This window comes from Pseudomonas sp. NMI542_15 (assembly GCF_021283425.1).
GTDB classification, from domain to species: Bacteria; Pseudomonadota; Gammaproteobacteria; order Pseudomonadales; family Pseudomonadaceae; genus Aquipseudomonas; species Aquipseudomonas fortuita.
Genome location: NZ_JAJSRO010000001.1, coordinates 228,572 through 244,259 on the forward strand (window position 1 = coordinate 228,572; position 15,688 = coordinate 244,259).

A 15,688-nucleotide genomic window follows, 5' to 3' on the forward strand; every position below is an offset into this window, starting at 1 on the left:
GCCATGAAACGCAGCAAAGGCTTCACCCTGATCGAACTGCTGGTGGTCATGGCGATCATCGCCACGCTGCTGACCATTGCCATGCCGCGCTACTTCAACAGCCTGGAAAGCTCCCGCGAAGCCACCCTGCGCCAAAGCCTGGCGGTGCTGCGCGAGTCACTTGACCACTACTACGGCGACACCGGCCACTACCCAGACTCGCTGGAGCAGTTGGTGGAGCAACGTTACCTGCGCAACACCCCGGTCGACCCGATCACCGAGCGCAGCGATGCCTGGCAACTGGTGCCACCGCCCGAAGGCGTGGCCGGCGGCGTGGCGGATATCAAGAGCGGTGCCACAGGGAGGGCGCGTGATGGCAGCCTCTTCGCTGAATGGTAAGGCCGATCGCGGCTTCACCTACCTGGGTGTGCTGCTACTGATTGCGGTCAGCAGCGTGGCCCTGGCCGCCACTGGCACGATCTGGGCCAGCGCCGCCCAGCGTGATCGCGAGCGCCAGCTGCTGTGGGTGGGCAGCCAGTACGCCCAGGCCTTGCGCAGCTACTACCGTGCCTCGCCGGGCCTGGCCCAGTACCCGCAGGCGCTGGCCGACCTGCTGCAGGACAACCGCTTTCCGCAGGCCCAGCGGCACATTCGTCGGCTGTACCCCGACCCCATTACCAACAGCGACGAGTGGGGCCTGCTGCGCTCGATCGACGGCCGCATCACCGGGGTGCACAGCCGCTCGGACGCTACCCCGTTCAAGCGCAGTGGCTTCAGCGCCGAATGGAGTGGTTTTGAAGGGCTGGAGCACTACAGCGACTGGCAGTTCGTTGCCGAGCAGGCGTTTACCGACAGTGCAGGCGGCGTGCAGACCCATGCAGGCCCGGGAGATACGCCATGAGCCGCCTGGCTGCGTTATGCCTGAGCCTGCTGCTGATGGCGGGGCTGGCCACCTCGGCCAAGGCGGGTGTTGAAGACGAGATGCAGGGTTTTATCGTCGACAACACCATCTCGCACATCGGCCACGACTTTTACTACTACTTCGCCGACCGCCTGCGTGCCACCAGCCGCCTGGACTTCAACCTGGTGGTACGCGAACGCCCGGATGCCCGCTGGGGCAGCCTGGTCACCGTGGAGTTCGAGCGTGAGGTGATGTACCGCCGCTTTCTGCCACCGAACACCACCGAGCTCAAAGACGAGGCCGTGGCAGCCGCCGACCTGGTCAAGCAGCAAATCATTCAACGCAAGCTGCAACGCCTGCTACAGGACACCACCGACTTGGAGAGGGACGAGCTATGAACCACCGCATTCCACGTTGCATTGCCGCCTGCCTGCTGGCCAGCGCTTGCGCTGCCCAGGCCACCGAGCTGGTGTACACCCCGGTCAACCCGGCCTTTGGCGGCAACCCGTTGAACGGCACCTGGCTGCTGAACAACGCCCAGGCGCAGAACGACTACGACGACCCCGACCTCAAGGACCGTGCCTCGGCCTTTACCGGCACCACGGCCCTGGAGCGCTTCAGCAACCAGCTGGAGTCGCGGATGTTGTCGCAGTTGCTGGACAACATCAGTAACGGCAGCACCGGCAGCATGGCGACCGACGCGTTTCTCATCGACGTCATCGACGATTCCGGGGCCTTGAGCATCAAGGTCACCGATCGTGCCACAGGCGAGATTTCGATCATTGAGGTCAGCGGCCTGAACCCCTGAGAGGGAAGGGCTTTTATGTTGGGGAGAGAACACCATGAAACGTCTGCTGAGCACGCTGCTGATCCTCACCGCCCTGGGCCTGCAAAGTGGTTGCAGCCTGCGCGAACCCATGTCGGCCGAACAGGACTCGGAAACCCCGACCCTGACCCCACGCGCCTCGACTTACTACGACCTGATCAACATGCCACGGCCCAAAGGCCGGCTGATGGCAGTGGTGTATGGCTTCCGTGACCAGACCGGGCAGTACAAACCCACCCCGGCCAGTTCGTTCTCCACCAGTGTCACCCAGGGTGCAGCCAGCATGCTGATGGATGCCCTGAGCGCCAGCGGCTGGTTCGTGGTGCTGGAGCGTGAAGGGCTGCAGAACCTGCTGACCGAGCGCAAGATCATCCGTGCTTCGCAGAAAAAGCCGGATGTAGCGGAAAACATCATGGGCGAACTGCCACCGCTGCAGGCCGCCAACCTGATGCTGGAGGGCGGCATCATCGCCTACGACACCAACGTGCGCAGCGGCGGCGAAGGCGCCCGCTACCTGGGGATAGACATTTCCCGCGAGTACCGGGTGGACCAGGTGACCGTGAACCTGCGCGCGGTGGATGTGCGCACCGGGCAGGTGCTGGCCAACGTGATGACCAGCAAGACCATCTATTCGGTCGGCCGCAGCGCCGGGGTGTTCAAGTTCATCGAGTTCAAGAAGCTGCTGGAAGCTGAGGTGGGCTATACCACCAACGAACCGGCACAGCTGTGCGTGCTGTCGGCGATTGAATCGGCGGTGGGGCACTTGCTGGCGCAAGGGATTGAATGGCGGCTGTGGCAGGTGGCGGGGGATGCGGGGCAGGGCAACGCTACGGTGGACAAGTTTCTGAGCCAGAATCAGCAGCCTTGACTGGCCTGACAGCCCCTGCGGCTCCTGATAGAACTGCCAGTAGGCATCACTTTTTTCCTGTGAGCAAATAGCACCAACGCCTGTGACCTATCTGAATGTGCAGGCTGAGACTATTTGGAAAAGGTGCTTGGTGATGCTGACTCGAATGTGGCTGCTGTTTTTAATCATTGGTAGTTTGGTCGGTTGCGGGGCGCACACGCCCTTTGTGCAGGCTCCCCGCCCAGTCGCACAGACCCAGTTATTGATAAGTGAAACAGCCAAGTCTCAGCAGTTGACCGCGCTGAACAAGCGCGGGGAGCAGGTAATCGCGCAACTCAAGGTTTGGTATGACTCCGTTACCGAAGACTGCGGCGGCCCTGATAAACCGAGTTACCTGTGCAGCGGTATCGAAATGCGTGCCACGGGCTTCAGCCCAGACTTTCTACCTTGGGACCCGAGCCAGAAGCACCTGGACAAAGGCGCCATCGCGTTTTCCTGGGCGCGCCGCGATACAAACTTTGGCAGGGCGGCGGAACGCTTCAATGGTTTTTTGTTTCCGCCACTGCAGGCCATCCCGCACAACAAGATTCGCGATCTTGAGGTGTTGTGCACGTTCCCAATAGATGGCGGAACGGACAACCGCGATACGGCGAACGGGTGCGGACCGCAAGACGGGTTTGAAGCCACCACCGATGCGTGCCAGAAAGTCGGTGTAACGGATGCCGATGCGTGGCTGGCAACGTACAGCGACGATGACATTGTGAAGTCCAGAGTCTGCGGATGGGACCTGCGCGAAGCCCCCGCTAACATGAAGGCGCAGTGGTTCGAGATGCCGATAAAAGTCAGGGCGGGGTTGAGCGCAGACGCATGGATGGGCTACAACGAGATTTTGCTCCCCGTATGGAAAGTTGGCGTGGGCGCAGACTTGCCTTTGTATGCATTTTTCTATGTGGAGGGGCAAACGCAAGCGGGATTGCTGGCGCAATTTGACCAGGCCCGTTATCACGCAGCTTATGGCCAGGCGGTTCCTGTCATCCGAATCAAGCTTCCTACGGCAAAGGACCAGGTCATGCAGTTTACCTACGATGAGGAAGACCAGGCGGTGGGAAGACCCATCGTCACCTCTGACGTTGATTTTGAATCCGAGCAGATCGGTGAGCGAAAAGAATTCAAAGTTGACGGATCGACATTCATATTGCATGGCACGGGGGAAGTCAGCGATGACTCGCACGGGGGCGGTGGAAGCTCGATAAGCGCAAAACATCTCAAGTTTGAAGGTTCAACCGAGATTTTACTGCCTGGTAACGGGCGTCGCCGCGTCAGTTACGACTGGGGCTGCAGTGATGTATGCACAAGAGATCTCTCGTTTACCGACAACCACAGGCTGCTGAATGACCGTGAAGGTATGCATTATGGATCGGATGAACTTACGGTCGACGGCCCTGAAATCCTGCACCTTTATATGAGTGAAGATGGCGAGAACCCGAGAATGGTCATAGACAACCTGAAAGTCACGCAGGCGCAAGCGCGATAACAGCCTTTATGTTGGTCGCACCGTGGGAAAAACCGCGAAGCGGCCGGTGCGGCCAACAGAAGTGTTACTACACATGCCCTAAGCTTGAAACCCTTCCCTGACCCCGGTAGTCTTTGCCCGCTGCTGTCAATCCAGCAGCCGGGTTTGGTAGCCCGCGATCAATCAAGGCGCACAAGCGCCCGCTCTGCGATACAGTTGGCGCTTTTTTGTGCCCGGCTGTTTCGTTTTATGGCGGCTGTGCGTAGGGCGCCTTCGTGCGCGCCGGTTTCCTTGATTCCCGGTCTACCAACCTGCGTACAGCCGTCACCCTTTCGTTTGGTAGCGATTTGTGGCGGCTCCAGTGAATCAAGGAGCGACACAATGACAAAAGGCTTACCTGATCCCCCCGCCCGCGCCACCACGGCGTCTTCCAGCTTCTCAACTTGCGAATGCAGCCATCCGCCGCTGTTTGCCGTGCGTTCTGGGGTGGACTACGAAGATGCGCTAGTGCACCTGTCCACGCTGCTGAAAGGGGCGTTTGCGACAAACCTCAAGGCGTTGGAATTGGCCAAGGGGACCTGTCGTGATCTGCTGTTGAGCAACGACCATGGGCTGGATTCGGCCAAGGCGGTGGTGGAGGCGCTGCTGGATGGGGTAGAGGGGCAACAGTTGACCGTGAAGGGGTTGAGGGCAAGCCCACTTTAAGCGGTAAAGCGCCGATCTTAAGATCACGCGGTCTCTGAGCGGCCTCGTGTCGCGAACGGGCTGCAGAGCAGCCCCGGCGATATGTGCATCATGGCAGACATTCCGGGGCTGCTTTGCAGCCCGATTGCGACACAAGGGCACCCCCCCTCAACCCATCAACCAGATGACGCCCAGCTTTTTCTCCCGCACACTGCGGAAAATTCCCAAGCCCGTACCCCGCCACCTTGCAGGGCACAGCCGGAGAAGAAAATGGCGCGACAACTAATAACAAACGCCCACGACCCGCTGCATGAATCCCGCCAGGCCCGGCTGAAGCTGGCCAGCGAAGGCGAGCTGCCGCTGGGCATGCTGCGCGACGAGATCGACGCGTCGTGGCGCCGCAGCCTGGGCCATGGCCTGGATTGCCTGCAGGGTGAACAGGTCGGCCTGGGCTTGGCGCAGGGCCACGACCTGCGCATGCTGCTGGAGCGCAACCGCTTGCTGGTCGACGCCGTTACCCCGGAACTGGACTACCTGGTCGCGCGTCAGGGCAAGGCCGGTATCGTCATCCTCGGCGACGCCCAGGCCAATGTGCTGGCCATCGAAGGGCAGAAGCATGTGCTGCAACGCGAGGGCCTGCGCGACTTGCACCCGGGCAGTTGCTGGAGCGAGTCGCTGCGCGGCACCAATGCCATCGGCACGGCTGTTGTAGAAGGCCGCCCGACGCTGATCAACTGCGGCGAACACTACCTTGACCGCCTCAGCCCGTTTTCCTGCACCTCGGTCCCCCTGCGTGACCCGCGTGGTGAGGTGATCGGCGTGCTCGACATCACGCGCGAAGGGGTAATGGCGCAACCGCAGGACAGCCTGTCGACACTGATGCTGGCCGCCGGCAATATCGAGAGCCGCCTGTTCGGTTTGTGCCACCCAGAGCAACTGGTGCTGGCCTTCCACAACCGCCCGCAATACCTCAACAGTGCCTGGCATGGCCTGCTGGCACTGAGCCTTGATGGCGAGGTGCTTGCTGCCAACGACAGTGCCTGCCAATTGTTGCAGGTGCCGCGCCCCGAGCTGATTGGCCGGCGCAGTACGGATCTGCTCGGCGAACGCTCACCCGCGTTTATTGCGCGCCTGTGGCAGGGCGGGGTGAGCAGTGTGCAAACGGCCAAGGGCGAGTTCTACTTCCGTGCCCTGCAGTTGCCGCGCCATGGCCGGGTCAATGGCAGCACGCCGGCCAGCAAGCCGACGCTGGGCAAGCAGTCGCCGGCACTCGACGCCCTGGCCGGTGGTGACCCACGGTTGGCGCGCAACCTGCGCATGGCTCGCCAGGGGCTGGGCAATGGCCTGCCGGTGTTGCTGCTGGGCGAGACCGGTACCGGCAAGGAAGTGGTCGCCCGGGCCCTGCACCAGGCCAGCCCGCGCGCTGACAAACCGTTTGTGGCCGTGAATTGCGCCGCCATCCCCGAAGGGTTGATCGAGTCCGAGCTGTTCGGCTACCGCGAGGGCGCCTTCACAGGCTCCCGGCGGGGCGGCATGGTCGGGCGGTTGATGCAGGCTCATGGTGGCACGCTGTTCCTTGACGAAATCGGCGACATGCCGCTGGCCTTGCAGGCGCGCCTGCTGCGGGTATTGCAGGAACGCCGGGTGGCGCCGCTGGGGGCCGGCGACGAGCAGGACATTGATGTGGCGCTGATCTGCGCCACCCACCGCGACCTCAAACGCCTGGTACAGGAGCAGCACTTCCGCGAAGACCTGTACTACCGGGTCAACGGCGTATCACTGCGCTTGCCGGCGCTGCGCGAGCGTGATGACCTGGCGCAGATCATCCAGGGCCTGCTGGACAAGGCCGATGCCCGTGGCGTAACCCTGGACCCGGCACTGGCCGCGTTGCTCGAAGGCTTCGACTGGCCGGGTAACATTCGCCAGCTGGAAATGGTAGTGCGCACGGCGCTGGCCATGCGCGAGGACGGCGAGCAGGTGCTGACCCTGGACCACCTCACCGATTGCCTGCTGGACGAACTGGCCAGCGGCACGGCGCCCTCCGGCAGCCTGAAGGACAACGAACTGGAATTGATTCGCGGCGCCTTGGCGCGCCACCAGGGGAACGTTTCTGCCGCGGCCGAGGCACTGGGGATCAGCCGGGCGACGCTGTACCGCAAGCTCAAACAGTTGCGCGGCTGACCATGGGCCCCTTGTTCGCAAGGCTGGTGGACTCCAGTGACCCTGCACTCATGCGCCAGGCGTTGGCCTGGCTGTATGGTTTCGTGCGCCCGCATCAACGTGCCATCGGCCTGTTGCTCGGCTTGTCGCTGGGCGCCTCGCTGCTGGCGCTGGCGCAGCCCTGGCTGGTCAAGACGCTGATTGACGAGGGGCTGCTGGCCAAGGATTACCAGACCCTCTGGCACATGGCGGCGATCATGATCGGCGCGGGGCTGTTGGGCACGGTGCTGGCCGGGGTCAACCGCTACCTGCACACGCGGCTGTCCGGGCGCATCCTGTTTGCCCTGCGTGATGACCTGTACCGGCACCTGCAGCAGTTGTCGCCGACGTTCTATGGGCGGCGGCGCATGGGCGACATTCTTTCGCGGCTGGATGGCGATGTGGCAGAGATCCAGCGCTTTGCCGTGGATTCGCTGTTCTCGGCTGTATCCGCCGTCATTGGCCTGGTGGGCGCGGTGGCGTTGATGCTGATGCTGTCATGGCAGCTGTCGCTGTTGCTGGCGCTGCTGGTGCCTATCGAGGTGCTGTGGCTGCGCTGGATGCGGCGCAAGGTTGAGCGCGAGGTGCGCAGCCTGCGCGAGCGTTCGGCGGATGTGTCGTCGTTTTTGGTCGAGACCTTGCCGGCGATGAAGTTCATCCAGGCGGCCGGCCAGCAAAGCCGCGAGGCAGGGCGCCTGGACGCACTTGGCCAGGGCTACATGCGTCAGCTGCTGAAAGTGCAGGTGACCGAATTCTTCACCCAGGCCATCCCCGGCACGCTTACCTCCTGGTGCCGCGCTTGCGCGTTTCTGGTTGGCGGCTGGTGGGTGATTCAGGGGACCTGGCAATTGGGCGCGCTGATCGCATTTTCCACCTACATGGGCATGGCAGTCGGCCCGGTGCAGAGCCTGCTTGGCCTGTACGTGGCGGTGCAGCGCATGGCGGTGAGCCTGGGGCGGGTGATGGAGCTCAAGCGCGAGGCCGTGGCCGTGCGCCCGGCCGCCCACCCGCAGCCCATGCCCGACGGGCCTGGCGAATTGCGCCTGGAGGCGCTGAGCTTTGCCCATGAAGGGCGCCAGGGCGCCGTGCTGAGCAATGTGCAGGTGTGCGTGCCGGGCGGGCTCAAGGTGGCCATCAGGGGGGCTTCGGGGGTGGGTAAGTCGACCCTGATCGACCTGCTGCAACGTTTTTATGACCCGGACGCCGGGCGTATCCTGCTGGATGGCATCGACTTGCGCGACCTGGACCTGGCTGCGCTGCGTCGACGCATCGCGGTGGTCAGCCAGGACATCGTGCTGTTCCGTGGCACCCTGGCGCAAAACCTGGCCTACGGTGTGCCCGAAGCCAGCCGTGCAGAACTGGAGCGCGTAGTGCGCCTGGCGCGACTGGATAGCCTGGTCGAAAGCCTGCCGTTGGGCCTGGACGGCCTGTTGGGCGAGCGTGGCCAGCAGTTGTCTGGTGGGCAAAAGCAACGCATTGCCATTGCCCGCGCAGTGCTGCAGGCCCCGGCGATTCTGGTGCTGGACGAGGCCACCTCGGCGGTGGACGAAGCCACCGAGCGCGAGGTGATCGCGGCCATTGACCAATTGTTCGCCGGCCGCACCCGGATCCTGATCAGCCACCGTGCGTCGACACTGGCCGATGCCGACCTGCACTTGCAACTGCATGATGGCCAGCTACAGGCGCTGGCGCAGGAGGCGGTCAAACATGGCCACTGACGTGCGCGTTGGCATCATCGACAGTGGCTGCTCGCCGGAGCAGGCCAGCGGTTTGCTTGGCTCCCGGCGTTTCTGGCTGGAAGACGGCCAGCTGCGTGAAGGCGAGAGGCTGCCCGACCTGCTAGGGCATGGCAGTGCAGTACTTGCAGGCCTGCGACGCGAAGCTGGCCCCGTGCCGTTGCTGGTGGCGCAGGTGTTCAGCGATCAGGCCAGCACCAGTGCCTTGCAGGTGGCGGCCGCACTGCTGTGGCTGGTGGAGTCGGGGGCAACGCTGGTCAACCTCAGCCTCGGCTTGCAGCAGGACCGGCCTGTACTGCACCAGGCTTGCGCTGAGGCCTTGGCTGCGGGTGTGCTGTTGTGTGCATCCAGCCCGGCACAGGGTGGGCCGGTGTACCCGGCCAGCTACCCCGGGGTGCTCCGGGTTACCGGTGATGCCCGTTGCGCGCCCGGCCAGTGGTCCTGGCTTGGCACCCGGCAGGCGGACTTTGGCGGTTACGTCGGGGCTGGTAGCAGGGCAGGCGCGAGTTTGGGCTGTGCAGCCTTGAGCGGCAGGATCGCGGCGCTGATGCGTGAGGAGCCGGGTATGAACTGTCAGCGGGTGCACGACTGGTTGCGCAGCAATGCCGCATTCACCGGCCCGGAGCGACGAGGTGCCAGCCATGACTGAATCGCGCATTGTGGTACTGGGCGCCGGCCCTGCGGGGGCCGCCACGGCCATCGGCTTGCGGCGCCTGGGCTATGCGGTCACTGTGGTGTCGCAGTGGCGCCGGTTCGCCGCGGTCGAAGGTGTTTCTGTGCGGGTATTGGAGGGCTTGCGCCACGCAGGCCTGGGCGGCGCCTTGAGCCAGGCAGCCATGCCGGCCACCCGGCAGGTGCACTGGAACGGCCAGCACCTGCAAATGAACCAGGAATTTTTGCTGGATCGGCAACGGTTTGACCGGGCGCTGCGCGACGACCTTCAGCGTGCCGGTGTAAGCGTGGTTGAGGGGCGGGTGCGCGAGGTCACGCATGAGGGCAATCATCAAGTCCGTCTGGATGATGGGCAAGTCCTGATCGCTGATTTTCTCGTCGAGGCTCGAGGGCGTCAGGCACCGCTGGCTGCGGACCGCCTGCGCGGGCCGGAAACGGTCAGCCTGCTCAACGTCTGGCAGGGTAGCCCTGGGGCGCCTGCGTCGGCAGTGGAAAGCCTGGAGGATGGCTGGGCCTGGATGGCCCGCCTGGAAGATGGCCGCTGCTACTGGCAAGCGACCCTGGACGCCGGTGGGCTGCCGGGCAAGCTCGGATTGGCAGATTACTGCGCGGCGCGGCGTGCCAGCAGCACGCTGGTGGCCGAGCTGTTCGATGAGAGGGCGCGGGTGCCAGTACAGGTGCATGCGCGCAGCAGTACGGCGATTTTGGCGGGCGAATGTGTCGGGCAGGACTGGATACGGGTGGGTGATGCGGCGATGGCGGTTGACCCGCTGTCGGGCAATGGGATCTTCCAGTCGCTGTCTTCGGCATTACAAGCACCGGTGGTAATCAATACGTTGCTGCGCAGGCCTGAACGGGCCGAGTTGGCGTGCCAGTTTCACCAGCAGCGGGTCGAGCAGCTGTTCTTGCGCTTTGCCCGTATCGGGCGGGATTTCTACGGGCAGGAGCAGGAGCGGGCGGGGCACTCGTTCTGGGCCAGGCGCCAAAGCTGGCCGGATGCGCAGCCACTGCATCAGGCGGCTGACCGGCAGGCCGTACGGGTTGAGCGGCGGCCGGTGCTGCGGGACGGTCTGGTGGAGGCGGCCGAGGTGGTGGTAACGCCGGATCAGCCGTTGGGGGTGTGGCATTTGCAGGGCGTGGAGTTGGCGCCTGTACTGCGGGAAATACGTAGTGGCCGGCCTGTTGAGGCCGTGTTGTCGGGGCTTGCGGGTGAACAGCAGAGGATGGTGCGGCGGTGGCTGATGGAGCAGGGCTTGGCTTGAGATTGCCGGGGCTGCAAAGCAGCCCCAGAATCTTGAATCAGAAGAAGGTCCCGACCACCAGTTGCATATAGGTCCCGGTGTCCGTCCCACCCAGCTGCGTACCGCCATTGGCCGCACTGCGCTCAGGCTTGTAGAACCCCACCAGCGGGCTGATCAGCAGATGGTCGTTGACCATCCATTCGACATACAGGTCCAGCTCCCGTCCGCCGAGGTTGCCCTGGTCGGTGTCCAGCGTATCGAAGTCGAAGTACAGCGCGCCGACGGTCAGGTTGTCCCGTGGCTTGCCTTTCAGCGCCACGTGGTGCACCTGGCTGTTCTTGTTGAACGGCCCGGCATAGTTGGCTGCCACCTCACCCTGGAACCAGGTGCCATAGCCCCGGCTCAGGCCGTAGAACAGTGGGTCGAAGCCTTCCGAGAAGCGGCTGTAGCGGTAGGTGGCGGTGGGGGTCCATGGTAGCTCGGAGAAGGTCCAGTTGCCCTCCAGGTACCAGGCATTCTCGCGCCCGCCGGTCTTGTCCTGGGTGACGTATTCGCCCGCCAGCTCCAGGTCTTTCACGCCTAGGTTGCCCCGCCCGCGCAGGCTGGCGGTGTCCATGCCGTCGCGGTGTTGCAGGCCCATGATCTGTGCGTAACGCTGGTCCACGTCCAGGCCGCGGATCCAGCTCAAACCCACCGTGCCGGCATCGGTGACGTGTTCCAGGTTGGCTACCGCAAGGGAGGTGTCGGCCTGGTAATGGTTATCGGACTTCAGCCACATCAGGTCGCCGCGCCAACCCTGTTTGCCGCCCAGGCGCAGCACGGCGGTGCGGTCGAAGGCTTTGCGTGCGGCCAGGTAGTAGGCACCACCGCGGTCGAAGTTGGCGCCCAGGTCGGCCTTGCCCAGGTTCACCGGGTCGCCCTGGATCAGGAAGCCGTCACCCAGCGTCACCACCTGGCGGCCGCCGGAGATGTCTACCCCGTCCTCGCCCAGGGCCGGGAACAGGTTGGCCGAGCGCCAGCCCAGGTACAGGTCTTCGATGGCGGTGCGGCGCTCATCGCCCAAGGTCAGGCCGGCGGCGTCGCCATCGCCCCAGGTGGCGGAACTTAGCAGGTTGAAGGCGCCGTAGAGGGTGCCGCTATCGGCCAAAGCCTGGCTGGCGCTGAGGCCGTACTTGACGTAACCCTCCTGCCAGGCGGTGCTGCCTGGTTGGCGGTTGCCGGCCTGATTGAAGCTTTCGTCGCTGTGGAAGGCGCCGAACAGGGCTTCGAGGTCGGCGTTGAGGGTGGTGCCGTTCTGGTTGTACAGCGCGTGGGCCTGGCTGGCGGGTGCGGCGAGCAGCAGGGCCAACGTGCAGGCGAGTGAGTGCCTCATGGGGTGCTCCATGTTTTTTGTTGTTGTTTTGGGTTGCCTGGGGTGGCCTCTTCGCAGCACAAGGCTGCGCCTACAGGGACCGGGTGCGCTTGTAGGCGCAGCCTTGTGCTGCGAAGAGGCCGGTACAGGTAGAAGATCAGAGCTTGATCAACACCGACTTCAGCTCGGTGTAGTGCTCGATGGCCGCTGCGCCCATCTCACGACCCACGCCAGACATCTTGTAGCCACCAAACGGCAGCGCCGGGTCCAGCGCGCTGTGGCAGTTGACCCACACTGACCCCGACTTGATACGCGGGATCATGCGGTGCACAGCAGCCAGGTCGTTGGACCAGATGCTCGCACCCAGGCCGTAGGGGTTGTCGTTGGCCATGCCGATCACTTGGTCGATATCGTCGAATGGCATCGCTACCAGCACAGGCCCGAAGATTTCTTCCTGCACCAGGCGGTGGCGCTGGTCGACATCGACGATCACTGTTGGTTTGACGAAGTAGCCCGGCCCAAAGCCTTCGCCGCCACAGGCAATGGTCGCACCCAGCTCGCGACCAAGTTCGATATAGCCGGTGACGCGGTCCTGTTGCTTGGCCGAAATCAACGGCCCCATCTGCACGGCCGGGTCCAGCCCGTTGCCCAGCTTCATGCCGTTGGCGATGCCGGCGATGTCGGCCACCACGTTGTCAAAGTGCTTGCGGTGCACGTACAGCCGCGAACCCGCGCAGCACACCTGGCCCTGGTTGAAGAAGATCGCCGTGGCAGCGCCGGCAGCGGCTTCCTGCAGGTTGGCGTCCGGCATCACGATGGTCGGCGACTTGCCGCCCAGCTCCAGGGTGACGCGGGTCATGTTGTCCATGGCCGCCTTGCCGATCAGCTTGCCGACCTCGGTAGAGCCGGTGAAGGTCAGCTTGTCTACGCCGGGATGGCGGCTGAGGGCTGCGCCGGCATTCAGGCCGGTGCCGGTTACCACGTTGAATACGCCTGCCGGGTAGCCGGCTTCGTCTACCAGTTCCGCCAGCTTCAGCACACTCAGTGGGGTTTCGTCTGCGGGTTTTAGCACGAGGGTACAGCCGGTGGCCAGGGCCGGACCAAGCTTCCAGCAGGCCAGCAGCAGCGGGAAGTTCCAGGCGACGATGGCACCGACCACGCCGACCGCCTCACGGCGCACGAAGCCGTGGAACTGGTCGTTAGGCATCAGCGGCATGGAGGCTTCGACGGTGCTACCCTCGATCTTGGTAGCCCAGCCGGCCATGTAGCGCAGAAAGTCGATGGCCAGTTGCACGTCCATCACCTGCGCTACCGCGGCGCTCTTGCCGTTGTTCAGGCATTCCAGTTCGGCCAGCTGGCGAGCGTCGCGCTCCATCAGGTCGGCCAGGCGCCACAGCAGGTTCTGACGCTCGCGTGGGCGCAGGCGGCTCCACGGCGAATCGTCGAAGGCCTGGCGTGCCGCGCGCACGGCGCGGTCGACATCCTCGGCGTCGGCGGCGGGCACTTCACCCAGCACTTCGCCGGTGGCCGGGTTGCGGAACGACAGGGTGCGACCGCTGGCGGCATCCTGCCAGTCGGCGCCAATGCGCATCTTCAGTTTGCGTTCGAGAAAGGCGCGGGTGGCGGGCAGGATGGGCAGTTCACAAAGCATGGGGCTGTGCCTCTTGTCATTGGGTGTGAAGGGCACTGGCGCAATGGGCGTGCCAAGGTGGGCAGATGCCAGCAAGGCATTGAGTTGACTGGGTTTTGCCGTGATGCAAGGTTCGGATTACAGGCGTGCGCTGTTGCACATTGAGACGGTGTGAGACCGTGGTGAAACAATGGTTTCAAGGGCCAATCGCCGGCAAGCCAGCGCCTGCAGGTACAGCGCAGGTCTTCAAGGCAATGGTTAACCTGTGGGAGCGGGCATGCCCGCGAAGGCCTGCATGGCAGGCCCCTGTCTCAGGATGAAACACCCTGTCGCGAAATGGCACGCTGCAATTGGCCATCCTTGCTGCTGGCCAACCCCAGCAAACTGCCTAAGGGGTTGAAAGGTCACGCGTTTACTGCAACTGGCACAGTTCCTGTATCACCTCTGTCACATGCACACCTGCTGTACCAAAGCGTGCGAAAAACGATAAGAACAACAACCGTGGAGGTCTGACCTTGAAGACGACTCGACTCCGGCGGCATGCGGGCAAACTGGCGCTGGTCGCCGCCGCGCTGCTGAGCACCCAGGCCATGGCGGCCGAGCAGGGCCCGAGCCTGTTGCAGAACAAGTGCATGGGGTGCCATATCCCCGAAGGCAACGATACCTACAGCCGTATCAGCCACCAGCGTAAAACGCCAGAAGGCTGGCTGATGAGCATCGCCCGCATGCAGGTGATGCACGGCCTGCAGATCAGCGACGACGACCGTCGCATGCTGGTCAAGTACCTGGCCGACAAGCAGGGCCTGGCGCCCAGCGAAACCGATGGCGTGCGCTACGCCATGGAGCGCCGGCTGAACACGGTCGAGCATTTCGACACCCAGCTCAGCGAAACCTGTGGCCGTTGCCACTCTGGGGCTCGCGTCGCCTTGCAGCGCCGCCCGGCCAAGGAGTGGGAGCACCTGGTCAACTTCCACCTTGGCCAGTGGCCGTCCCTCGAATACCAGGCCCAGGCGCGGGACCGCGACTGGCTGCCGATTGCCCTGCAACAGGTGGTGCCGGAACTTGCCAAGCGCTACCCGCTGGACAACCCGGCCTGGGCTGAATGGCAGCAGGCAAAACCGAAGGCCGACGTGCTGCCGGGGCAGTGGGCGTTCAGCGGCCATATGCTGGCCAAGGGCGATGTGCGCGGTGTGATGAGCGTTTCGGCCGGGGAGGGCGACACCTTCAAGGTCGAGGTCAAAGGCGCCTATGCCGACGGTACACCTTTCAACGGTAGCGGCTCGGCGATCCTGTACAACGGCTATGAATGGCGCGGCAACGTCAAGGTTGGCGACACCCAGCTGCACCAGGTATTCGCGGCGCTGGATGGCGAAATGAAAGGCCGCATGTTCGAGGCCGAACACGACGAGCGTGGCCTGGACTTCACGGCTGCCAAGGAAGGCAAGGCGCGGCTGCTGGCGGTGCAACCGGCCTTCATAAAGGCGGGTGGCGAAAGCGAGATCACCCTGGTGGGCAGCGGCCTGGAGGGCAAGCCTGACCTGGGTGCCGGGGTGGAAGTGACCGAAGTACTGGAGCAGACCCCGACCCTGGTACGGGTCAAGGCCCGCGCCGCAGCCGACGCCAGGCCTGGCCAGCGCGAGGTTGCGGTGGGGGCGCTCAAGGGCGTGAGCCTGGCGGTGTACGACAAGGTCGAGGAAGTGAAAGTCGTGCCGGCGTTCTCCATTGCCCGCATCGGTGAAAACGGCGCTTCGGTGCCCAAGGTGCAGGGCCGCTTCGAGGCCGAAGCCTGGGGCAAGGACGCCAGTGGCCAGCCGCTGCGCATCGGCTATCTGCCGGCCACCTGGAAGGTCGAGCCATTCAATGAACGTGCGGTCGAGGACGAAGACGTCAAGTTCGCCGGGCAGATGCAGGCCGATGGCGTGTTCGTGCCAGGCGGCGCCGGCCCTAACCCAGAGCGCAAGATGATGACCAACAACGCGGGCAACCTGAAGGTCATCGCCACGCTGGCCGACGGTGGCCAGACGGGCGAAGGGCACATGATCGTCACCGTTCAGCGCTGGAACAACCCACCGCTGCCGTAACGGCAGGGTGCAACGGTTTTCCAACGGA

At 64.0% G+C, this 15,688-nt stretch carries 14 protein-coding genes; 12 read left to right on the top strand and 2 right to left on the bottom strand.

The features are described 5' to 3' along the window. Positions 1-3: 3 nt before the first annotated feature. The 11 genes from LU684_RS00985 (at position 4) to qhpG (ending at position 10,619) form a co-directional block, all read left to right on the top strand. A complete protein-coding gene (locus tag LU684_RS00985; protein ID WP_043197484.1) occupies positions 4-378 on the top strand; it encodes a type II secretion system protein in 375 nt (124 codons plus the stop codon). Next, the gene (locus LU684_RS00990; RefSeq protein WP_060517942.1) at positions 353-880 is read left to right on the top strand and encodes a type II secretion system protein; all 528 of its coding nucleotides are present in this window, start codon (positions 353-355) and stop codon (positions 878-880) included. Before LU684_RS00985 ends, LU684_RS00990 begins: the two co-directional genes overlap by 26 nt. Then, positions 877-1,278 (top strand): curli production assembly/transport protein CsgE, encoded by a 402-nt coding sequence (csgE, locus tag LU684_RS00995; RefSeq protein WP_016487340.1) that lies wholly within the window; start codon positions 877-879, stop codon positions 1,276-1,278. The genes LU684_RS00990 and csgE overlap by 4 nt, the downstream gene beginning before the upstream one ends. Continuing rightward, a complete protein-coding gene (locus tag LU684_RS01000; RefSeq protein ID WP_016487339.1) occupies positions 1,275-1,688 on the top strand; it encodes a curli assembly protein CsgF in 414 nt (137 codons plus the stop codon). Before csgE ends, LU684_RS01000 begins: the two co-directional genes overlap by 4 nt. A 34-nt stretch (positions 1,689-1,722) precedes the next feature. Then, positions 1,723-2,574 carry a CsgG/HfaB family protein gene (locus tag LU684_RS01005; RefSeq protein WP_232894023.1) on the top strand — a complete coding sequence of 284 codons (852 nt, stop codon included), beginning with the start codon at positions 1,723-1,725 and terminating at the stop codon, positions 2,572-2,574. A 133-nt stretch (positions 2,575-2,707) separates the two neighbouring features. After that, positions 2,708-4,087, top strand: a complete 1,380-nt coding sequence (locus LU684_RS01010; protein WP_232894024.1) for a hypothetical protein — start codon at positions 2,708-2,710, stop codon at positions 4,085-4,087. Between the two features lie 444 nt (positions 4,088-4,531). After that, positions 4,532-4,771, top strand: a complete 240-nt coding sequence (locus LU684_RS01015; protein WP_024717550.1) for a hypothetical protein — start codon at positions 4,532-4,534, stop codon at positions 4,769-4,771. Between the two features lie 249 nt (positions 4,772-5,020). Beyond that, on the top strand, positions 5,021-6,931 hold the full coding sequence (locus LU684_RS01020) for a sigma-54-dependent Fis family transcriptional regulator (protein ID WP_232894025.1): 1,911 nt from the start codon (positions 5,021-5,023) through the stop codon (positions 6,929-6,931). A gap of 2 nt (positions 6,932-6,933) precedes the next feature. Continuing rightward, positions 6,934-8,667, top strand: coding sequence for an ABC transporter ATP-binding protein (locus LU684_RS01025; RefSeq protein WP_095115273.1), 1,734 nt, complete (start codon positions 6,934-6,936; stop codon positions 8,665-8,667). After that, positions 8,657-9,334, top strand: a complete 678-nt coding sequence (qhpE, locus tag LU684_RS01030) for a subtilisin-like serine protease QhpE (protein WP_023047185.1) — start codon at positions 8,657-8,659, stop codon at positions 9,332-9,334. Before LU684_RS01025 ends, qhpE begins: the two co-directional genes overlap by 11 nt. Further along, on the top strand, positions 9,327-10,619 hold the full coding sequence (gene qhpG / locus LU684_RS01035) for a flavin-dependent monooxygenase QhpG (protein WP_096426133.1): 1,293 nt from the start codon (positions 9,327-9,329) through the stop codon (positions 10,617-10,619). The genes qhpE and qhpG overlap by 8 nt, the downstream gene beginning before the upstream one ends. 37 nt (positions 10,620-10,656) lie before the next feature. Here qhpG and LU684_RS01040 read toward each other — a convergent pair whose 3' ends face one another. Continuing rightward, positions 10,657-11,970, bottom strand: coding sequence for a hypothetical protein (locus LU684_RS01040; RefSeq protein WP_016487331.1), 1,314 nt, complete (start codon positions 11,968-11,970; stop codon positions 10,657-10,659). A 136-nt stretch (positions 11,971-12,106) separates the two neighbouring features. Beyond that, entirely contained in the window at positions 12,107-13,600 is a 1,494-nt protein-coding gene (locus LU684_RS01045; RefSeq protein WP_070086655.1) for an aldehyde dehydrogenase family protein, read from the bottom strand. A 494-nt stretch (positions 13,601-14,094) separates the two neighbouring features. Between LU684_RS01045 and peaA the strand changes: the two genes are divergently transcribed. Then, positions 14,095-15,660 carry a quinohemoprotein amine dehydrogenase subunit alpha gene (gene peaA / locus LU684_RS01050; protein WP_232894026.1) on the top strand — a complete coding sequence of 522 codons (1,566 nt, stop codon included), beginning with the start codon at positions 14,095-14,097 and terminating at the stop codon, positions 15,658-15,660. Positions 15,661-15,688: the final 28 nt, after the last annotated feature.